Source organism: Microbacterium sp. LWH7-1.2, assembly GCF_038397755.1.
Lineage (GTDB): Bacteria > Actinomycetota > Actinomycetes > Actinomycetales > Microbacteriaceae > Microbacterium.
Genome location: NZ_CP151637.1, coordinates 3,535,200 through 3,555,001 on the forward strand (window position 1 = coordinate 3,535,200; position 19,802 = coordinate 3,555,001).

Here is a 19,802-nt window from a genome sequence, read left to right on the forward strand (position 1 = left end):
GCTTTCCCATCCGATGATAGAGAACTGGGAAGGCGCTTGCCCGATGGCGCACTTTGCATTAATGTCCTAACATCGTATCAGCGATCGACTTCGAGCCCGCTTCGGAGTCGCACACAGGACGCGAAATCCCGCGCCCGATCGACAACGATGTTGGCCCCCCGGGGCGAAAGGGAAATCCAATGAAGCATTCAGTCACCGCCCGCATGCGGGTGATCGTCGCCCTCGCCGCCGCGGCTGTCACGGCCGTCGCCCTCACCGGATGCAGCGGCTCGGACGATGCCGGTCAATCCGACGAGCCCCTCCAGTTCTTCCTCTCGGGCGACGCCAACCAGGGCGGCGGCTATGCGCACATGGCCGAGAAGTACGAGGAGGAGACGGGCGTCAAGGTCGAGATCGTCGACATCGCCAACGACGACCTCGCCACCAAGCTCCGCAACGCCGCTCAGGCGAACGACCTTCCGGCGCTCGCTCGCGTCGGCGCGGTCGACCCGGTCTGGCGCCGCCAGGCCACCGACCTCTCCGACATCACCGACGGCAGCGAGATCCGCACCGAGCTGTCCGACAGGGATGACGACGGCAACGTCATCTCGCTCCCGTCCGACATCACCGCGGTCGGCATGTTCATCAACAAGACGCTGTTCGACCAGGCGGGGGTCGCGTACCCCACCAGCGAGGACGACATCTGGACGTGGGACGAGTACGTCGCAGCCGTCAAGCAGGTGCAGGCGGCCACCGGCACCAGCTACGGCATGGTGATGGACAAGTCCTCGCACCGCCTGAAGGCGTTCCTGTACGAGTTCGGCTCGGACTACTTCCAGCCCGACGAGTCGGGTGAGTTCAGCACCAACGACCGCACCAAGGTCGCGCTCGAGTACTTCAACTCGCTCAACGACGACTCGTTCATGCCGCGCTCGGTATGGCTGTCGGACGCCGACGGCAACGCCCTCTTCAAGAGCGGCGACGTGGTCTCGTACCTCTCGGGCTCGTGGCAGATCGCCGACTTCGCCGTCAACATCGCCGACTTCGAGTGGGCCTCGGTGTACATGCCGCAGGAGGAGGAGCGCGCGACGAACTACGGGAACGCCGCATCCATCGTCGTCTTCGAGGGTCCGCAGCAGGAGGCCGCGCACGACTTCATCAAGTGGCTGTACGAGCCCGAGAACTACACCGAGCTCTCGGAGACCTCGTCGTTCATCCCCGCCGTCGATGGGCTCGACATCACCTACGCGTCGCACGCGGACGCGTTCGACATCTACAACCAGGACATCGCGGCATCGCCGGCCATCGTCGGCGACATCAAGGCGATGGAGCTGCAGTACGGCGCGCAGAACGTGACGACCGAGGGCGACCCGGTCCGCGACGAGACGGTCAAGTACCTGAACGGCGAGCAGGACGTCGACACCACGATCGCGAACATCAACGCGCTGTTCACCGACCAGCTGGGCGCGCTGGAGTGACGATGTCCACCACCAAGTCCGTCGATGGTCGCAGCGCGGAGACGTCTGCGGTCATCACCGTGGAGCGGCGCGCGAAGCGCGTGCGCCGCTCCCGGCGGAGCTCGACGAGGTTCGTCCTGGCGCCACTGTCGTTCATCACGGTCGCGGTGGTGCTCTTCGGGCTCTTCTTCCTCTGGCCGGGCGCACTCGGCCTCTGGTACTCGTTCACCGACTACAGCGGCGTCGGCACGCCCGACTTCATCGGCGCCGAGAACTACATCGACCTCGCCCAGGACCCGGTGTTCTACTCGGTGCTCGGCCGCACTTTCCTCTACACGATCCTGTCGGTTCCCCTGCACTACGCGGCGGCGCTCGGCATCGCGATGCTGCTGACGACCTCGCTCGCGAAGGGCAAGTCCGCGGCCCGGATCATCTTCTTCCTGCCCTGGCTCATCTCGCCGATCGTCGCCGGTGTCATCTGGAAGTGGCTGTTCGGCGAGAACTTCGGTCTCGTGAACTACATCATCGAGCTGCTGGGCGGGACCGGCCTGCAGTGGGAGACCAACCCCAACCTGGCGCTCGTGCTCATCCTCATCGTGAGCACCTGGGGCGGCACGGCGTTCAACATGCTTCTGTTCATCGCGGCGATCCGCAACATCCCGCAGTCCTACCTCGAGGCCGCCCAGCTGGACGGCGCGAACGGGTGGCAGCGCTTCTCCCGCATCATCCTGCCGCTCCTGCGCCCGACCTCGTTCATGGTGATCCTGCTCACGACCATCGGGTCGATGAAGGAGTTCGCCATGGTCCAGGCGCTCAACGGCGGTGGACCGGGCACGTCGAACATGTTCATGGTGCAGTACATCTACCGCACCGGCTTCGAACGGGCCGATGTCGGCTACGCCAGCGCCGCGTCCATGGTCCTCATGGTGATCCTCATCATCATCGCGCTGATCCAGATGCGCTTCGACAAGAGGAACGATCTCGCATGACACTCCTTCGATCCTCCAAGCGCCCGCGCGACGGCGCCTCCGGGGTGCTCCGGTCGCTTCCCAGCACGCTGCTGCTGTGGGTTCTCGCGCTCGGATTCCTCATCCCGGTCGCCTGGTTCATCCTCAGCTCGTTCAAGCCGGGCTCGGAGCTGTTCAGCCTTCCGCTGACGCTCTTCCCCAAGGACTGGACGGTCAGCGGCTATTCGACCGCGTGGAACCGCTTCAACTTCGCGCAGTTCTTCCTCAACACCTCGATCGTCGCGATCGTGACGACCGTGCTGACGGTCTTCGTCAGCGCGCTGACCGGCTACGCGTTCGCGAAGTACAACGCGTGGTGGCTCAGGGTGTTCTTCATCTGCATGCTGGCGACGACGATGCTGCCGACCGAGGTCATCATGCCGAGCTCGTTCGCGGTGGTCCGCGACCTCGGCCTGTACAACACGCTCGCCGGCATCATCGTGCCGTCGATCATCACCGCGACCGGCGTCTTCATGTTCCGGCAGTACTTCAAGACGATCCCCGACGAGCTCCTCGAGGCCGCGCGCATCGACGGCGTCTCCGAGTTCGGCGCGTTCTGGCGGATCATGCTGCCGCTCGCGAAGCCGATCGCGGTCGTGCTGGCGATCTTCTCGTTCCAGTGGCGCTGGAACGACTACATCTGGCCGCTCATCGTGCTGCGCGACCCCGAGCGGTACACGCTCCAGGTGGCGCTGCGCTCGATCGTCGGGGCCGACAACGTGGACTGGTCGGTGCTGCTGTCGGCCTCCGTGATCTCGCTGGTGCCGATGGTGATCCTGTTCGCCGTGTTCCAGCGGCAGATCATGAACGCCGACATCAATTCGGGACTGAAGGACTGATCCGTGACGGACTCCGGATTCGAGGCGGTGCTCCAGGCGGCCGTCGCCGACGAGGTGCGCCGCGCGCTCGCCGCGACCGTCGGGCCGGACGGCCCGCACCGCCGTCTCATGGAGCACGCGCGGCTCTTCGTCGCGGCGTACCTGTGGCCGCGCTCCGCACACTCCGGCGACGCGGCGCTGATCGCCGCCGCCGGAGAGAGGGTCCGCGCGCTGCGGGTGCTGCAGGGTCCGAGCGGTCTGTTCGTCGGCGGCGACAACGTCGACTCGCCGCCGGACTCCTCCTTCACGGTCAACGACCTGTGCGACGCGCTCGAGCTCATCGCGCAGGCGCCCGCCGAAGAGCAGGCAGCGCTGGCCGACCTGGCCGCGGAGCTCACGGCCATCGCCGACGCGATCGAGCCCGCGCTCCTGGTGGGGGGCGTGCACACGCCCAATCACCGCTGGGAGATCTCGGCGGCGCTCGCGCGCCTGCACCGTCGGCGTCCGTCGCAGGCGCTCCGCGACCGCGCGGAGCAGTGGCTTGCCGAGGGGGTCGACATCACGCCCGACGGCGTCTACTCCGAGCGCAGCGCCAACTACGCGGCCTTCGTCTCGAATCCGTCGCTCACCGTGATCGCCGACGTGTTCGAGCGCCCGGACGCACGGCAGGCCGTCATCCGCAATCTCGAGAGCACGCTCGGGCTCATCCACCCCGACGACTCGGTCGAGACGGTGCACTCGCGACGCCAGGACCAGCTCACGCGGTTCCCGCTCGCGCCGTATCTCACGGCCTACCGGCGCTACGCGATCGAGCTCGGCCGGGGCGACTTCGCCTGGGCGGCCGGGCGCGCGCTGGGCGGCGGCATCCCTCACCCCTCCGCGGTGCTGACCGAGCTTCTGCTCGCGCCCCGCATCGGGGAGGAACTTCCGGATGCTTCGCCCCCGGCGCCGCAGCGCGCGTGGGAGCAGTCCGGGCTCGTCGTGGACGACACGGCCGGCCGGCGCCTCGTGGTGTTCGGCGGCAGCGACTACGCGCGGTTCCGGCGCGTGCGCTCGGGGCTGTCGGCGAACCCGACGTTCCTGCGCATGTTCGCCGGCGACGTCGTGCTCGACTCGGTGCGCCTGTCGCGGGACTTCTTCGGCCTCGGGCCGTTCCGCGCCGATCGGTTCACCCCGCGATCCGACGCGGGTGCGCCGGGCCACGTGCTCGCCGAGACGGTATCCGCCCACTACTACCAGCCGCTCGACGCCGACCATCGCTCGCCGTCCGGGGAGTACGCGCTGACCGACGACGGCAGGTTCTACGGCTCGATGTCGTTCGGCGACCGCGCCACGGACGACGTGAGCCTGCACACGGTGATCGACGTCGAGCCCACGGCCGACGGCGCCCTCGTGTCGATCGGCATCGACGGCCCCGACAGCCCATGGGCCCTCGAGCTGGCGTTCCGCGACGGGGGCGTGTTCGAGGGGGTCGCCGAGAGCGCGGACGGCACCGGGCTGCTGGAGTCCGGTGCGGGCCGCTACCGCGTGGGCTCGGCCGCCATCGCGTTCGACGCCGGCGACGACTACCGCGCCGAGGGCACCGGCCGCTACCACCCGGGTGAGGACTACGCATTCCTCGGGGCGAGCGACGCCGCAGCGGGATCCCGCGTCTACCTGACCGGACGCGCCCCGGGCCGGCTCGTCCTCGCCCTTCGCGCGGAACAGGCAGGGCGATGAGCGCCGTCATCGACGCCGTCGGGTTCGACACGCTGCGCGCGTTCCGCGCCGAGCGCCCCGACGCCGTGCAGGAGGCGCTCTCGAACCGCGTTCGCCGCGATGTCGTGCGCGGCGACGGCCGGCTGTTCATCGTTGCGGCCGACCACCCCGCGCGCGGTGCGCTGGCGGTGGGCGACCGCGACGACGCGATGGCGAGCCGGTACCTGCTGCTGGAGCGTCTCGCCGTGGCGCTGAGTCACCCCGGCGTCGACGGCGTCCTCTCCACGCCCGACATCATCGACGACCTCGCGATGCTCGGCCTCCTCGACGACAAGGTCGTGGTGGGCTCGATGAACCGCGGCGGGCTGCGGGGCTCGGCGTTCGAGATGGACGACCGCTTCACCGGGTACGACGTGCCGTCGATGGTGCGCTCCGGGATCGACTTCGCGAAGGTGCTGCTGCGGCTGAACCTCGCCGACACCGGCACCGCGTCGACGCTCGAGGCGACCGCGCACGCCGTGACCGCGGCGGCCGAGGCGCGGATGCCGATCATGGTCGAGCCGTTCATGAGCCGCTGGGTCGACGGCCGCATCGTCAACGACCTCACCCCCGATGCCGTGGTGCTCTCGCTCGCGATCGCCGCGGGCCTGGGCGTCACCAGCGCCTACACGTGGATGAAGCTGCCCGTCGTTGCCGACATGGCGCGCGTCATGGAGGCGACGACTCTGCCCACCCTGCTGCTCGGCGGAGACTCGGGCGGCGCCCCCGACGAGACGTTCTCGTCGTGGGAGGATGCTCTCGCCCTTCCGGGCGTGCGCGGCCTGACCGCCGGACGTGCACTGCTGTACCCGGCGGACGGCGACGTCGCCGGCGCCGTCGACGTGGCCGCGCGCCTCGTCCACACCGATCTCTGACCCGATGGGGGACTGCGTGAGCACTGCCGAGGCCACCCGATGAAGGCGACAGTGGCGGGAGCGCCCGTGAGCTTCGGGGTGTTCGAGATGACACCCGAGGGCGCGGCGACGGTCGCGGCCGACGACCTGCTCGAGGTGCTGGCCGAGACAGGGTACGGAGGGGTCGACCTGGGGCCCGTCGGCTTCCTCGGTCGTGGCGCCGACCTTCGCGCGCGTCTGTCGCGGTTCGGGCTGGAGCTCGCCGGCGGCTGGGTGCAGCTGCCGTTCTCGGACGACGAGGCGTTCGAGGCCGCACTGCCGTCGCTGCACGACGCGCTGCGGGTGTTCTCCGACGCGGCGGAGGCGGGACCGGAGCGACTGCCGCTGCCGACGTTGGCAGACGACGGCTCCCTGGCGCGCCGTGCACGTCCCGGCCGCGGCCATGACGTCGACCCGCTCACCGCCCACGCGTGGGAGCGGCTCTTCGCGAACACCGAGCGCACGGCCGACCTGGTGCGCGCCGCCGGCTTCGAGCCGACCTTCCACCACCACGCCGGGACGTTCGTGGAGTCGCCCGACGAGATCGACCGGTTCCTCGCCCACGTCGACGTCGGCCTCACTCTCGACACCGGTCATCTGCTCATCGCCGACGGCGACCCTCTCGACGCGGTCGCCCGCTGGGGAGACCGCATCAACCACCTGCACCTGAAGGACGTCGACCTCGCCGAGCTGCGGCGAGTGCTGGCGGCCGGCGGCGGGATGACCGAGGTGTGGTCGTCGGGCTCGTTCGTGGCCTTCGGTCGCGGCGACCTCGACCTCGACGGCGTGATGGACGCCGTCGAGGCGCGTGGCTTCGACGGGTGGGTGGTCGTCGAGCAGGACGTCCTGAACGCCCCCGACGTGGCGATCGACGCCTTCCGCGCCGCGCGCGGCGACGACCAGCGCGTCAACCGCGCAGCGCTCCGTCCCTGGGCCTGACCGGCCCGACCGTACCCCTCACGAGGAGGACACCGAAGTGACTCATGCCCCGCTCCGCTTCGGTCTGATCGGCACCGGCCGCATCGGCCAGGTGCACGCCGCCAACATCGCCGGAAACCCCGCGACGACACTGTCGTGGGTCGCGGACCCGTTCGTCGACGGCGCCCGCTCCGTGGCCGACGGCTTCGGTGGCCGGGTGACCGCGGACGCCGGCGAGCTGTTCGCCGCCGACGACGTGGACGCCGTGCTCATCGCCTCGCCGACCCCGACGCATGTCGACCTCATCGAGCGAGCCGTGGACCGCGGCATCCCGGTCCTCTGCGAGAAGCCGATCGACCTCGACATCACCCGGGTCGAGGCTCTGCGCCCGAAGGTCGCCGCGGCGGGTGTCCCCGTGGCGCTGGGCTTCAACCGCCGGTTCGACCCCGCCTTCGCGGAGGTCCGCGCGCGCGTCGCGGCGGGCGAGATCGGGGCCCTCGAGCAGCTGACGATCATCAGCCGCGATCCAGCCGCCCCGCCGGCCGCGTACGTCGAGGTCTCGGGCGGGATCTTCCGCGACATGACGATCCACGACTTCGACATGGCGCGCTTCTTCCTGCCCGACATCGTCGAGGTCAGTGCGGTCGGATCGACCACCTTCGACCCGGGCGCGCGCGAGCACGGCGACTTCGACACGGCCGTCGTGACGCTTCGTGCCGCGTCGGGTGCGGTCGTCACGATCATCAACTCGCGCCACAGCGCGGTCGGCTACGACCAGCGCCTGGAGGCGTTCGGCGGCAAGGGCACGCTCCAGGTCGCGAACCGCTCGACGAGTCTCGTCAGCCTCTCCACCGCCGAGCGGGTCGAGGCGAGCGCGCCGTACGAGGACTTCTTCCTGCAGCGCTACGCCGAGGCCTACGCGGCTGAGCTCGCCGCGTTCGTCGCGCTCGTCCGCGACGGCGCGTCGCAGAGCCCCACGTTCGACGACGGCCGGGCTGCCCTGCTCCTCGCCGACGCCGCCCAGCGCTCCGCGACAGAGCGGGTCGCCGTCGCCGTCAGCCTCGACTGATCCGGGAGCGGGACGCGCAGACACGGATGCCGCGGCACGAAGCTCGTGCCGCGGCATCCGTGTCTCGGATCCCGTGCGGGATCAGCCGAGGATGGCGTCCGCCTCGGCGAAGAACTGGGTCACGGCGTCATCGACCGAGAGCGCGCCGAGGCCGATCGACTTGCCGAGGTCCCAGAAGGTCTGCTCGAGCGACCCGTAGCCCACGACGGGGACCGGCGGCGCCTCGCCGATGCGGTCCGACGCCGACTCGATGTAGTCGGCGACCTGCTTGTCGGCACCCTCGAGCGTCGTGCCCTCGAGCTTCGACGAGGACGCCGGGAAGCCGAGAGTCGTGCCGAAGATCTCGCCCGCCTCCGGGCTGTTCACGACGAAGTCGAGGAAGAGGGCCGCGGCCTCGGGGTGCTCGGTGTTGGCAGCGATCGCGACCTGGAGGCCGGCCTGGCGGTACAGGTCCTTCGAGCCCTCCTTCGCGGTGGGCGGCGCGACGAGCGAGATCGAGGAGGCGCCGGAGTCGGCGAGGTAGCCGCCGAGGAAGTTGCTCCAGCTCATCTCGCTCGCGGTGACGGCGGCGCCGAAGCCGGACTTGGGCGAGAGCTCCTCGAGCTTCTGCTGCGGCACGGTGACGCCGTCGCGGATCTCGGCGCCGGACTCCCAGAACTCGCGCAGGTCGTCCTCGGTGAACCCGAGCTCGCCGTCCTCGGTGTAGAGGTTGTCGCCGTTCGCGCGCAGCTGCAGCTCGAAGACCTGGATGCGCTGCGTGTAGTCGGTGCCGCCGTACACGGCGCCGCCGGTGGCGTCGGTGACCGAGGCCATCCACTCGTCGAAGTCGGCGAAGCTCGTCCCGCCCTCCGGCGCCTCGACGAGGGCCTGCGCGACGAGGTCGTCGTTGACGAAGTTCGCCCACAGGCTGTAGCCGGTCGGCAGCGAGTACTGCACACCGTTCAGGGCGCCGGTGCCGAGCAGCGACTCCTCGAACGTCGTGGTGTCGATGTGGTCCGACACGTCGGCGAGATCGAGCAGGTTGCCCGACTCCGCGTACTGGCGAAGGTAGCTGTCGGAGAACTGGAAGACATCGGGAAGGCCTCCACCGGCCGCCTCGGTCTGGCGCTTCTCCCAGAAGCTCGGGAAGTCGGTGAACGACGTGTTGATCGTGATGTTCGGGTACTCCTCGTTGAACGCCGCGATCAGGTCGTCGTAGCGGGTCGCGCGGTCGTCGTTGCCCCAGAACGCGAAGTCGAGGGTGACCTTCTCGTCGGGGTCGAACGCGGCGGCGTCGTCCGCGGCGCCGCCGGAGCAGCCCGTGAGGACGAGAGCGGCGCCCGCGGTCAGTGCGGCGGCCGCGAGCAGGGGGCGGGGTGCGGGCATGGATGGGCTCCTGTCGTCAGTTGTGGTGGGGGTCAGGGGGTTGTGACGGCGGCTCGGCCGGTGGGCGCGACGGTGCCGGCGGCGACGGGTGCGGTCACGAAGGCGACGCCCTGGGCGTCGAGCACCACGCGCTGGACGGCGACGCCGGTCTCGGCATCCGTCCCGTCGATCGTGATCTCGACGCTCGCGTCGCCGTGGTTGATGAGGGTGACGAGGTCGCCTCGGCGCGCGGCCTCGACACCGGCGGGCAGATCCGCCACGACGGGACGGACATCGGATGCTGCGACCACCGCCGCCACGACGGCAGCGAGCGCGTCGGGGGTGGGTTGCGTGGCCGTGTACCAGGCCTCGCCCGAGCCGAAGCGATGGCGGGTGATCGCGGGAGCCCCGGCCTGCGGGCCGGACGTGAACGCTGCGACCACGGTCGCGCCGGTCGCGTGGACCGCTTCGGCGACGAGCCGCCCGGAGTGCTCGATCCCGCCGAGGTCGAAGGTCACCCCGCCGCGGCCGGCCGCGTCGCGTGGGGCCGGGACGGCGGCGGCGCTCAGCGCACCGACGCCCGATCCGCCGGAGGACTGGCCGGCGAGCGCACCGAAGTCCTCGAAGCGCAGGCCCAGCACCGGGCCGAGCTGCGTCAGGAAGCCGCCGGCGCGGAACTGGTCGTGTGCGTCGACGATGTCGGTGAAGGGGCCGGTGAGGAGCGTCCCGCCCTCGTCGACGAAGCGGGCGAGGGCCGACGCCCCTTCGTCGCGCAGCAGATAGAGCGCGGGCGCGACGACGAGGTCGTACGAGTGGTCGACGTCCTCGGGACCGATGATGTCGACCTGGATGTTCTGGGCGTGGAACGCGCCGTACCACTCGAGGGTCAGCGCGAGGTAGTCGATCTCGGTGGGGTGGTCGCGCTCCTCGACGGCCCACCAGTTCTCCCAGTCGAACACCAGCGCGACCTGGGCGTCACGGCCGGGCGCGGGCAGGTCCGGCAGCGCGGCGAGGCGCGCACCGAGCTCGGTCACCGCGTCCCACGTGCGGGTCCCGGTGCCGGCGTGGGGGAGCATCGCCGAGTGGAACTTCTCGCTGCCGGCGCGGGACTGCCGCCACTGGAAGAACATGATGCCGTCCGCGCCGCGCGCGATCGACTGCGCCGTCTCGGCGACCAGAGCGCCCGGCCGCTTGCCGGGATTCGCGGGACGCCAGTTGACGGCATCCGTCGCCTGCTCCCACAAGAGCCACGGCACGCCGGGCTTCAGCGAGCGGATCAGGTCGCGCTGGAAGGCGGCATCGCGCACGCGGTGCGGGTTCGCGGGATCGGGGTAGCAGTCGTCGGCGATGACGTCCATGAAGGGGGCCCACCGGCGGTAGTCCGCCGGCTTGAACGGACCCATGAAGTTCGTCGTGATCGGCTGTGTCGCCCCCGCCTCTTGCAGGATCGACCGCTCCATCAGGTAGCACTCGAGCAGCATGTCCGAGGTGAACCGGCGGTAATCGAGCATCGACGACGGGTTGTGGCTGTAGGGTGCCAACCGCGGCGGGAAGATCTCGTCGAACGACCCGTAACGTTGCGACCAGAAGCTCGTGCCCCACGCGTCGTTGAGCGCGTCGACTGTTGTGTACCGCTCGCGCAGCCACCCGCGGTAGGCGTCGCGCGCAGCGTCGGAGAAGTCCATCGGAAGGTGGCACCCGAACTCGTTGCCGACGTGCCACATGACGACGGCAGGATGCTTCGCGTAGCGCTCGGCGAGCCGCCGCACGAGCTCTCCGGCGAGACGCCGGTACGTCGGCGACGAGGGCGCGAAGTGCTGGCGGCTGCCCGGCCAGTACGAGGCGCCCGCCTCGTCGGCGGGCAGCGTCTCGGGGTAGCGCGCACTCACCCAGGGCGGGGGAGACGCGGTCGCGGTCGCGAGATTCACCGCGATGCCGCCGGCGTGCAGCCTCTCGATCACGGTGTCGAGCCAGGCGAAGTCCCACACATCCTCGGCCGGCTGGATGCGCGACCACGCGAAGATGCCGAGGCTCACGATGTTGACGCCGGCCTCCTGCATGAGGCGGACGTCCTGGTCCCACACCTCCTCCGGCCACTGGTCGGGGTTGTAGTCGGCGCCGTACAGCACGTCGAGCAGCTCCTGTTCTGTCGGTCCGAGCGACGGGTCAGCGGCCGTGGCGGGCTGGGACGGCGACAACGGCGAAGGCGGCGCAGCCGAGTCCGGCGACGATGAGCGGCGCGAGCATCCAGGTCATGACGCCGACCAGCACGGCCGAGGCCGCGAGATAGACGGCGGCGATCGGATCCGACGCGATCGCCGATGGGATGCTGCGCACCGCCGCGCGCCACCCGCCCTCGGGCGTCCACGCACCTGCGGCCACGAGCAGCGCCACGGAGCCTGCGACCAGGCCGGCCCAGCCGACGATCGAGATGAGCCCGCCGCCCGGGAGGGCGCCGGAGTTCGCGAGGAAGATGTCGAGCGTCAGCACGAAGGTCAGGACGACGGCGGCGCCGCCGACGACCAGGCCGCCGGGGAGCGCCCGGCGCCAGTCCTGCCAGAACGTCTTCACGTGGGACTGCTCGGCGTTCACGTAGCGACTCAGGTGACGGATGCCGGCGGCCAGCGCTGCGGGCAGCGTCACCACGAGCAGGCCCGCCGCCGTCACCAGCAGCCCGGTCAGCAGCACCTCGCCGAAGAGGGCGAAGGCTCCCTTGGCACCCGGGTAGCGGGCCGGTTCGCGCTCCTCGAGGGTGGGCCCGGCACCGGACGCGTCGGCGCGACGCGCGGCGCGGAGTTCTCGGCGATCCATGTCGGTCCTATCCCTTGAGTCCCTGGGTGGCGACGCCGTCGACGAGGAAGCGCTGGAACACGAGGAAGAAGAGCAGCACCGGGATCAGCGCGATGAACGACGCGGTGACGGTGGCGCCGTAGTCGCTCACCGAGGTCTGGTCGTTGTAGAGGCGCAGCGCGATGGGCAGCGGGTAGTTCTCCGGGCTCGTCAGGTAGAGCAGGGGTCCGAGGAAGTCGTTCCAGGCCCAGATGAACGCGAAGATCGAGCAGGTGATCAGGGCGGGCTTGATCAGCGGCAGGATGATCGACCAGAAGATCCGCACGTGCCCGGCGCCGTCGATGCGGGCGGCTTCGTCCATGTCGCGGGGCATCTGCCGGATGAACTGCACGAGCAGGAACACGAAGAACGCTTCGGTGGCGAGGAACTTCGGCAGCAGCAGCGGGATGAACGTGTCGATCATGTCGAGGCGCTGGAAGATGATGTACTGCGGGATGATCACGACGTGGAACGGCAGCAGCAGCGTGCCGATCATCGCCGCGAACAGGATGCCGAGGCCCTTGAACTGGATGCGGGCGAACGCATAGGCGGCCAGCGACGAGGACAGCAGCACGCCGATCACGGAGCCGGCGGCGATGATGAGGCTGTTCAGGAAGAACCGCCACATCGGCACCCCGGCGATGCCCTCCATCACCTTCGCGTAGTTGTCGATGGTGGGGTTGTTCGGCAGCAGGCCCATGTTCGAGCCGAACTCGCTGTTGGGCTTGAAGGTGGAGAACAGCAGCCACACCAGCGGGTAGAGCACGACCGCGGTGACGGCGATGAGGACGACGAACCAGATCACGGTCTGCCACGTGCCGCGCTTCACCTTGCGGCGGGGCTGCTGCGGGGTGGCGTCGACCTGGTTCTCGAGGGTCGCGATGGCGGGTTCGCCGAAGCTTGTGGTGCTCATCGGTTGTCTCCGGCGTAGTGCACCCAGGAGCGCTGGGTGCGGAAGAGGATGAAGGCGATGACCGCGACGACGATCAGCAGCACCCACGCGATGGCGGCGGCGTAGCCCATCTGGCCGTCCGAGAAGCCGCGCTTGTAGAGGTAGAGGGTGATGAAGTTCGTCATGCCGGCGGGGCCGCCGGTGCCGTTGGAGATGATGTACGCGGACGAGAACACCTGGAACGCGCCGATGAGGCCGAGCAGCAGGTTGAAGAAGATCACCGGTGAGAGCATCGGCAGCGTCACGGCGCGGAAGCGGTGCCAGGGTCCGGCGCCGTCCATCTCGGCGGCCTCGTAGAGCTCCTTGGGGATCTGCTTGAGGCCGGCGAGGAAGATCACCATGGTGGCGCCGAACTGCCAGATCGCCAGCAGGATCATCGCGGGGAGCACCAGCGCCGGATTGCCGATCCAGCCGCCCAGGTCGATGCCGATCGCCGACAGCGAGTTGTCGACGGGGCCGTCATTGGCGAACATCGCACGCCACACGATGGCGACCGACACGGATCCGCCGATGAGAGAGGGGGCGTAGAAGGCGGAGCGGAAGAAGCCGGCGCCCTTGTCGCGGTAGTTCAGCAGCATCGCCACGCCCAGCGCGGCCGCCAGCGTGATCGGGGTGCCCACGAGCACGTAGATCAGGGTGATCTGCGCGGACTGCACGAAGGCCGGGTCCGACGTGAACATGCGGATGTAGTTGTCGAAGCCGATCCACTGCGGCGGGGTGAAGATGTTGTACTTCGTGAACGAGAGGTACAGCGAGTACGCCATCGGGATCAGCGTGAGGCCGAAGAACCCGACCAGCCACGGGATGAGGAACCCGTATCCGGCCAGGGTCTCCTTCACGACACGCTGCCGCTGACCCGGCCGATTCACATGCTCGGGCCTGCTCCGGCGGAACAGGGACCGGCGCGAGGGCTTCTCGCCGGTCACGATGACTCTGGTCGCTGTGGTGCTCACGAGACTCTCCGATACGGGTTGTGGAGTAGTGGTTCCCGGGCCCGGGCGCATCGCACGCCCGGACCGGGAAGCTGTCACTGGTTGAGGACGACGTCCATCTCAGCGAAGAACTGCGTGACCGCGTCATCGACGGTGACGGTGCCGAAGTTGAGCTCGGTGCCCAGCTGACGGAACTTCTCCTCAAGCGTGCCGTAGCCGACGATCGGGACGGGCGGGGCATCGCCGAGGCGGTCGGCGATGGAGGCCTCGTAGTCCTTGACCTGCTGGCTCAGCGGGTCGAGCTCGGCCGCGTCGAGGGCCGTCTCCGAGGCCGGGAGTCCGCGGTTCGTCCCGAAGATCTCACCGGACTGGGGCGAGTTGACGAGGAAGTTGACGAGCGTCGCCGCCGCCTCGGGGTGCTCGGTGTTGGCCGAGATGGTGTGCAGCATGGACGGCTTCAGGTACAGGTCCTTGGCGCCTTCCTCGGTCACCGGCGGGGCGATGAGGCCGAGCTCGGTGTAGCTCTCACCGAGGCCGGCGAGGTAGCCCGCGCCGAAGTTGTCCCAGGTGAGCTCGCTCGCGGTCAGCGCGCTGTCGAAGGCGCCCTTCGGGGCCACCTCCTCCACGCGCTGCTGCGGGATGCCGATGCCGTCCTCGCGGATGGGGGCACCGGACTCCCAGAACTCGGTGAGGCGCTCCTCGTCGAAGCCGGGCGTGCCGTCCTCGTCGAACAGGTTCTTGCCCTCGGAGCGAAGCTGCAGCTCGAAGTTCTGGATGCGGCCCGTGTAGTCGCCGCCACCCCAGAACGCGCCGCCGGCGCCGTCGGTCACCTCGCCCATCCAGTCGGTGTAGTCCTCCCAGCTGCCGCCCTCGAACTCCTCGACGCCGGCCTGCTCGAGCAGGACCGGGTTGGTGAACAGGCCCCATGCGTTCGTCGACGTGGTGATGCCGTAGGTGGTGTCGTTCACGACGCCGATGTCGAGGATGTTCTCGGGCAGCGGGTCGGTCTCGATGATGTTGCCGAGGTACGGGTCGAGGTCGAGCAGAAGTCCGTTCTCGGAGTACTGGCGCAGGTACGAGTAGTCGAACTGCATGACATCGGGCAGGTTCTTGCCCGCGGCCTCGGTCTGCCGCTTCTCCCAGAACTCGGGGAAGGTGAGGAAGGTGGAGTTCACCGTGATGTTCGGGTACTCCTCGTTGAACGCGGCGATCGCCTCGTTGTAGAGCTCGGCGCGCACGTCGTTGCCCCAGAAGGCGAGGTCGAGCGTGACCTCTTCGTTCGGGTCGAATGTGGGCGCGGCGTCGGGATTCCCGTCGCCGCCGCCGGCGCAGCCGGCGAGCACCAGGGCTGCGCCGGCCGCGATCGCGGCTCCGGCCAATGCCCGCTTCTTGCTGAACATCCTTGTCCTCCTTGTGAACGTCTGCGTTCTCACGTGCCCGCAAGACGTTCGTCGTCTGTGTGCGGTGTGGCGCTCGTGGTGCGAATGCTGGAAAGCGCTTGCCGCCACGGTACCTCGTCAAAAAACGTTTCGCAAGGCGTTCAGCGAAGAAATTTGAACGATTCAGTAACAGGGCGATGTGCGTCCCGGGGCGTCGGGGGGCGAGGGTGGGTAAGCCGTCAGCGAGTCGGCCGCAGGTCGATCACGGCGCTCGCGAAGCTCTTGCGGTGCGTCGGGTGCGCCGCGAGGTCGGCCGGCGTCACGACCGCTCCGTCGGCGTCGGCCGACGCGTAGATCGCGGCGACCAGCTCGAACGAACGGGCCGGCGCCTCCGCCGTCGGCGGCAGGGGTGCGCCCGAGCGGAGGGCGTCGAACACGTCGCGCAGCAGGTACACGTGGTCGCTGCGCTCCTCGGGGCCGGTGATCTCCCAGGTCGCGGCCTCGTCGGCGTCGACGAAAGGCGCCGGCGTGATGCGCCAGTTCTCGTGGCCATGGCCGTACAGGTGGTCCACGGTGATCGTGGCCTTCTCGGTGTCGATGCGGATCGAGCTGGTCTCGCGCGGCGAGAGGGTGCTCGAGACGACCTGGGCGACGACGCCGCCCTCGAAGACGACGGTCGCCGTCGAGACGTCCTCGGTGTTCGTCTCGCGGTCCAGGCGCCAGAGGCGCCCCTCGACCCGCGTCCAGTCGCCCAAGAGGTACGCCAGCAGGTCCAGCTGGTGGATCGCGTGGCCGAGCGTCGTCCCACCGCCCTCGGTCTCCCACTTCCCGCGCCACGGCACCGCGAAGTAGGCGGCGTCGCGGTACCAGAGGGTCTGGCACTGGGCGACGAGCGGCCGCCCGAGCGCGCCGGAGTCGAGCAGGCGCTTCACATGCGCGGGGGCAGTGCCGGTGCGCTGCTGGAAGACGACCGCGAGCCGGCGACCGGCCGCGGCCGCAGCATCCGTCATCTCCTGAAGCTCGTCGAGCGACGGTGCCGGGGGCTTCTCGACCACGACGTGCGCGCCGGCCGCGAACGCAGCGAGCGTCTGTGCGGTGTGCGCACCCGGGGGAGTGCAGATGTGGACGACGTCGGGGTGCTCGGCGGCGAGCAGCGCGTCGAGGTCGTCGTACACGGCGGGCGCGCCGTACGTGGCGGCGAAGGCGTCGGCCGACGCGCGGCTCAGGTCGGTGACCGCGACCAGCTCGGCGTGGGTGTAGGCGCTGATGGCCCTGATGTGCGAATGCGCGATCGCGCCCGTGCCCACGATGGCGCAGCGGAGGGTGTCGGTCACGGTGGCTCCTTCGGGTCGCGAACGGATGCTGCAGCCCCGCGGCGTCCGTTCCTCCAGGGTAGGCGGTGTATGCGGAAAGCGCTATCCCGCTCCCTTCGCCCGCGCGCTCTTGCGGATCCGGAAATCGGAGTTCTGGGCGCTTTCCGGGCCCGGAGTGGCTCAGGGGTCCGGAAAACGTGCGCATCTCCGAATTCCGGATCGCGCGAGGAGCACGACGGAGGACGGATGCTGCGACCGGCGTCAGCGGGGAAGGCCGGCCTGCGTCGCATGAAGGTGGGCGTAGCGGCCTTCGGCGGCGACGAGGGCGTCGTGACCGCCGACCTCGACGACCTCGCCGTGCTCGAGCACCACGATGCGGTCGGCCTGGCGGATCGTCGACAGGCGGTGCGCGACCACGAGCGTGGTCCGGCCCTTCATCAGGCGGTCGAGGGCCTCTTTCACCAGCTCCTCCGACTCGGGGTCGAGGGCCGACGTCGCCTCGTCGAGCAGGAGGATGCGGGGATCGCGCACCAGCGCCCGCGCGATCGCGAGCCGCTGGCGCTGCCCGCCCGACAGGCGTGCGCCGCGCTCGCCCACCACGGTGTCCCACCCGTCGGGGAGCCGGTCGACGAACTCGGCGGCGTTCGCGTCGCGCAGCGCGGCGTGCAGGCGCTCGTCCGACACGTCGTCGAGGCCGTACGCGATGTTCTCGCGGATCGTCCCCTCGAAGAGCACCGACTCCTGCGGCACCACCGACACCGACTGGCGCACGGTGCGCAGGTCGAGGGCCTGCATGTCGACGCCATCGAGCAGGATGCGACCCGCCGTCGGGCGCACGAAGCCCAGCACGAGGTTGAGCATCGTCGACTTGCCCGAGCCCGACGAGCCCACGAAGGCCACGGTCTCGCCCGGCGTGATGTCGAGCGAGATGTCGTGCACGGCATCCCGCTCCGCCTCGTCGTACCGGTGCGACACGTGCTGCAGCTCGAGGTGGCCGCCGACGTGTGCGACCGCGCGCTTGCCCTCGTTCTGCTCGAGGTCGGGTTCCTGCAGCACCTCCGAGATCGACCGCATCGACTCCATGCCGCGCGCGCCGACCGGGATCAGCATGAGCAGCTGGGTCAGGCCGCCGGTCAGCAGCGTGAAGTAGGTCGACAGCAGCACGACCTCGCCAGGGGTGATGGGGAGGAGGCCCGTGAGGGAGAAGACCGCGGCGAGCACGAGGCATCCCACTCCCAAGAGCTGCATCGCGACCCACGAGATGGAGGCCACATGCCCGTTCAGCATGTCGAGGTGCAGGCCCGCCCGACGCACGCCGTCGGCGCCGGACGCGACACGCGTGACGGCCGTCCGCTCGAGGCCGTGCGCGCGGGTGACGGGGATGAGCGAGGCCATCTCTCCCACCCGCGCGGAGAGGGTCTCGACCTCGCGACGGAACACCTCGTTGCGCTCGCGCGAGCGGTTGCGCAGTCCGTAGCGGATGCCGATGGCGATGGGGATCGCGAGCGCGTAAACCGGCAGGAACTGCGGCACGGCGATCGCGGTCATCGAGATGGCGCCGATCACGACCATGGTGGCCGACAGCAGGGGGTGGGTCACCTGCTGGAGCATGAGTTCGATGTTCTCGACGTCGCGCACGACCTTCGTCTGCACGATCGACGAGCTCACCCTGGTGTGGTAGCCGATGGAGAGGCTCTGCAGCCGCGCCGCGAGCGCGTTGCGCAGGTCGGCCCCTGTGTCGCGCACGACCGTCATGAAGTTGCGCGTGTAGACGATGTGCATCGGGTAGTTCTGGACGAGCAGCACCGCGGCCACCCCGAACCAGATGAGCACCGTCGAGACCTCGCCGCCGGTCGCGACGATGTCGATGATGCGTGCCGTCACGACCGGCAGGAACCACAGGGGGATCTCTTTGCAGGCGAAAGCGAGGATGGCCAGCGTCATGCGGCCGGGCCGCCGGGCGAGCAGCTTCAGCACGGAGCGGCCGGGGCGCGGATTCTGTGCGATCGAGATGATGGGAACCGGTCCGGTAAACGCTTTCTGCGTCATGCCGACATGGTACTGGCGCGAACGATCAGTTCGGGCCGATAGACCACGTTCCCGAGTTCGGGGCCCGCGATGCCGCTGATCCGGGCGAGCAGCATCTCCGCCGCGGTACGGCCCATCTCGTGGGCCGGCTGGCGGACGGAGGTCAGCGGGACGCCGGCGATCGCCGCGAACTCGATGTCGTCGTAGCCGACCACGGCGATGTCCTCGGGCACCCGCACGCCGCGGGAGATGAGGCCGTGCACGAGTCCGATGGCGAGGTGGTCGTTCGAGGCGACCACCCCGTCGGGACGATCCGCGGGAGAGCGGGCGGCGAGCTGCTCGCCGAAGGCCACGCCGCGGTCCGAGGTGGTGCGCTCGGTCCAGATCGGCTCGAGAGTCGCGCCCTGATACGCCGCGACGGCGAGGCGTGCGCCCTGCAGTCGCTCCCGCACCTGGCGCACTTCTTCGCGCGCGCCGACGAAGGCGAGCCGTCGCCGCCCGGTCGCGAGCAGGTGCTCGGCGGCGAGCCGGCCACCGGCGACATCGTCGAACGACACCGAGGGCAACTCGCCGGTGTCGTCGATCGCGTCGACCAGGACGACCGGGATGCCGCGGCCTCGCAGACGCTGCAGCCAAGGTTCGAGGGGACCGAACGGGCTCACCAGCGCCCCCTCGACCTGCACGCGCTCGAACAGTTCCAGGTGATCGCGCTCCTTCGTCACGTCGTCGCTCGAGTTGCCGACCAGCACGCGCAGGCCCGCGCCGGAGGCGGCCTCCTCGGCGCCGGCGACCATGTCGGCGAAGAAGGGGTTCGCGATGTTGATGACCGTCATGCCGAGAAGGCCCGACCGTCCGGCTCGCAGCTGCTGGGCCGCCTGCAGCGGTACGTACCCGAGCTGGTCGGCGGCTGAGCGCACGCGGTCGACCAGGCGCTCGCTGACCATGTGCGGGCGGTTCAGGGCGTTCGAGACGGTGCTGATCGAGACGCCCGCGCGCTCGGCGACGTCGCGGATGCCGACTCGCTTCATGTCGTTCGTCCTGTCCTGCTCGCCCGGCATGGGCCCGGGGCGGATGCCCCCGCGCGTCCGATCCGACTATGGTAGGCGCTTTCCGACATGAGGGAGGCCCTCGCAGCGCTGTCTGATCG

16 protein-coding genes are annotated in these 19,802 nt (G+C 69.7%); 7 read left to right on the forward strand and 9 right to left on the reverse strand.

The window, feature by feature from the left end; all coding sequences use genetic code 11:
• Nucleotides 1-179 precede the first annotated feature (179 nt).
• Genes MRBLWH7_RS16385 through iolG form a run of 7 tightly spaced genes read left to right on the forward strand, consistent with a single transcriptional unit; the run spans nucleotide 180 to nucleotide 7,878 of the window.
• Complete coding sequence (locus MRBLWH7_RS16385) at nucleotides 180-1,457, forward strand: extracellular solute-binding protein (protein WP_341996375.1); 1,278 nt, start codon at nucleotides 180-182, stop codon at nucleotides 1,455-1,457.
• A gap of 2 nt (nucleotides 1,458-1,459) precedes the next feature.
• Complete coding sequence (locus MRBLWH7_RS16390; RefSeq protein ID WP_341996378.1) at nucleotides 1,460-2,425, forward strand: sugar ABC transporter permease; 966 nt, start codon at nucleotides 1,460-1,462, stop codon at nucleotides 2,423-2,425.
• Complete coding sequence (locus tag MRBLWH7_RS16395) at nucleotides 2,422-3,282, forward strand: carbohydrate ABC transporter permease (RefSeq protein ID WP_341996379.1); 861 nt, start codon at nucleotides 2,422-2,424, stop codon at nucleotides 3,280-3,282. Before MRBLWH7_RS16390 ends, MRBLWH7_RS16395 begins: the two co-directional genes overlap by 4 nt.
• A gap of 3 nt (nucleotides 3,283-3,285) precedes the next feature.
• Nucleotides 3,286-4,980: a hypothetical protein gene (locus tag MRBLWH7_RS16400; protein WP_341996380.1), complete on the forward strand. Its 1,695-nt coding sequence runs from the start codon at nucleotides 3,286-3,288 to the stop codon at nucleotides 4,978-4,980.
• A complete protein-coding gene (locus tag MRBLWH7_RS16405; protein ID WP_341996382.1) occupies nucleotides 4,977-5,873 on the forward strand; it encodes a deoxyribose-phosphate aldolase in 897 nt (298 codons plus the stop codon). The genes MRBLWH7_RS16400 and MRBLWH7_RS16405 overlap by 4 nt, the downstream gene beginning before the upstream one ends.
• Nucleotides 5,874-5,912: 39 nt before the next feature.
• Nucleotides 5,913-6,830, forward strand: coding sequence for a sugar phosphate isomerase/epimerase (locus tag MRBLWH7_RS16410; RefSeq protein ID WP_341996385.1), 918 nt, complete (start codon nucleotides 5,913-5,915; stop codon nucleotides 6,828-6,830).
• Nucleotides 6,831-6,867: 37 nt separating this feature from the next.
• Nucleotides 6,868-7,878, forward strand: a complete 1,011-nt coding sequence (gene iolG / locus MRBLWH7_RS16415) for an inositol 2-dehydrogenase (RefSeq protein ID WP_341996387.1) — start codon at nucleotides 6,868-6,870, stop codon at nucleotides 7,876-7,878.
• 81 nt (nucleotides 7,879-7,959) lie between these two features.
• On the opposite strand, the gene MRBLWH7_RS16420 is transcribed toward iolG, so the two are convergent.
• The 9 genes from MRBLWH7_RS16420 to MRBLWH7_RS16460 form a co-directional block, all read right to left on the reverse strand.
• A complete protein-coding gene (locus MRBLWH7_RS16420; protein WP_341996389.1) occupies nucleotides 7,960-9,243 on the reverse strand; it encodes an ABC transporter substrate-binding protein in 1,284 nt (427 codons plus the stop codon).
• 32 nt (nucleotides 9,244-9,275) lie between these two features.
• Nucleotides 9,276-11,420 carry a beta-galactosidase gene (locus MRBLWH7_RS16425; protein ID WP_341996391.1) on the reverse strand — a complete coding sequence of 715 codons (2,145 nt, stop codon included), beginning with the start codon at nucleotides 11,418-11,420 and terminating at the stop codon, nucleotides 9,276-9,278.
• Complete coding sequence (locus MRBLWH7_RS16430) at nucleotides 11,389-12,033, reverse strand: DUF624 domain-containing protein (RefSeq protein WP_341996394.1); 645 nt, start codon at nucleotides 12,031-12,033, stop codon at nucleotides 11,389-11,391. Before MRBLWH7_RS16430 ends, MRBLWH7_RS16425 begins: the two co-directional genes overlap by 32 nt.
• A gap of 7 nt (nucleotides 12,034-12,040) precedes the next feature.
• A complete protein-coding gene (locus MRBLWH7_RS16435; RefSeq protein ID WP_341996396.1) occupies nucleotides 12,041-12,964 on the reverse strand; it encodes a carbohydrate ABC transporter permease in 924 nt (307 codons plus the stop codon).
• Nucleotides 12,961-13,956, reverse strand: coding sequence for a sugar ABC transporter permease (locus tag MRBLWH7_RS16440; RefSeq protein ID WP_341996399.1), 996 nt, complete (start codon nucleotides 13,954-13,956; stop codon nucleotides 12,961-12,963). Before MRBLWH7_RS16440 ends, MRBLWH7_RS16435 begins: the two co-directional genes overlap by 4 nt.
• A gap of 74 nt (nucleotides 13,957-14,030) precedes the next feature.
• Nucleotides 14,031-15,335, reverse strand: a complete 1,305-nt coding sequence (locus tag MRBLWH7_RS16445; protein ID WP_341996401.1) for an extracellular solute-binding protein — start codon at nucleotides 15,333-15,335, stop codon at nucleotides 14,031-14,033.
• Nucleotides 15,336-15,553: 218 nt separating this feature from the next.
• Nucleotides 15,554-16,648 carry a Gfo/Idh/MocA family oxidoreductase gene (locus tag MRBLWH7_RS16450; protein ID WP_341996403.1) on the reverse strand — a complete coding sequence of 365 codons (1,095 nt, stop codon included), beginning with the start codon at nucleotides 16,646-16,648 and terminating at the stop codon, nucleotides 15,554-15,556.
• Between the two features lie 240 nt (nucleotides 16,649-16,888).
• Nucleotides 16,889-18,676, reverse strand: a complete 1,788-nt coding sequence (locus MRBLWH7_RS16455) for an ABC transporter ATP-binding protein (protein WP_341996405.1) — start codon at nucleotides 18,674-18,676, stop codon at nucleotides 16,889-16,891.
• The gene (locus MRBLWH7_RS16460) at nucleotides 18,673-19,683 is read right to left on the reverse strand and encodes a LacI family DNA-binding transcriptional regulator (protein WP_341996408.1); all 1,011 of its coding nucleotides are present in this window, start codon (nucleotides 19,681-19,683) and stop codon (nucleotides 18,673-18,675) included. Before MRBLWH7_RS16460 ends, MRBLWH7_RS16455 begins: the two co-directional genes overlap by 4 nt.
• Between the last annotated feature and the right edge of the window lie 119 nt (nucleotides 19,684-19,802).

Excerpts from the sequence above, each read along its gene's own strand:
- MRBLWH7_RS16390 (WP_341996378.1), top strand. The coding sequence starts at position 1,460 with ATGTCCACCACCAAGTCCGTCGATGGTCGCAGCGCGGAGACGTCTGCG.
- MRBLWH7_RS16445 (WP_341996401.1), bottom strand. The coding sequence starts at position 15,335 with ATGTTCAGCAAGAAGCGGGCATTGGCCGGAGCCGCGATCGCGGCCGGC.
- MRBLWH7_RS16385 (WP_341996375.1), top strand. The coding sequence starts at position 180 with ATGAAGCATTCAGTCACCGCCCGCATGCGGGTGATCGTCGCCCTCGCC.
- MRBLWH7_RS16420 (WP_341996389.1), bottom strand. The coding sequence starts at position 9,243 with ATGCCCGCACCCCGCCCCCTGCTCGCGGCCGCCGCACTGACCGCGGGC.
- MRBLWH7_RS16455 (WP_341996405.1), bottom strand. The coding sequence starts at position 18,676 with ATGACGCAGAAAGCGTTTACCGGACCGGTTCCCATCATCTCGATCGCA.
- MRBLWH7_RS16430 (WP_341996394.1), bottom strand. The coding sequence starts at position 12,033 with ATGGATCGCCGAGAACTCCGCGCCGCGCGTCGCGCCGACGCGTCCGGT.
- MRBLWH7_RS16460 (WP_341996408.1), bottom strand. The coding sequence starts at position 19,683 with ATGAAGCGAGTCGGCATCCGCGACGTCGCCGAGCGCGCGGGCGTCTCG.
- MRBLWH7_RS16410 (WP_341996385.1), top strand. The coding sequence starts at position 5,913 with ATGAAGGCGACAGTGGCGGGAGCGCCCGTGAGCTTCGGGGTGTTCGAG.
- MRBLWH7_RS16395 (WP_341996379.1), top strand. The coding sequence starts at position 2,422 with ATGACACTCCTTCGATCCTCCAAGCGCCCGCGCGACGGCGCCTCCGGG.
- MRBLWH7_RS16405 (WP_341996382.1), top strand. The coding sequence starts at position 4,977 with ATGAGCGCCGTCATCGACGCCGTCGGGTTCGACACGCTGCGCGCGTTC.
- MRBLWH7_RS16435 (WP_341996396.1), bottom strand. The coding sequence starts at position 12,964 with ATGAGCACCACAAGCTTCGGCGAACCCGCCATCGCGACCCTCGAGAAC.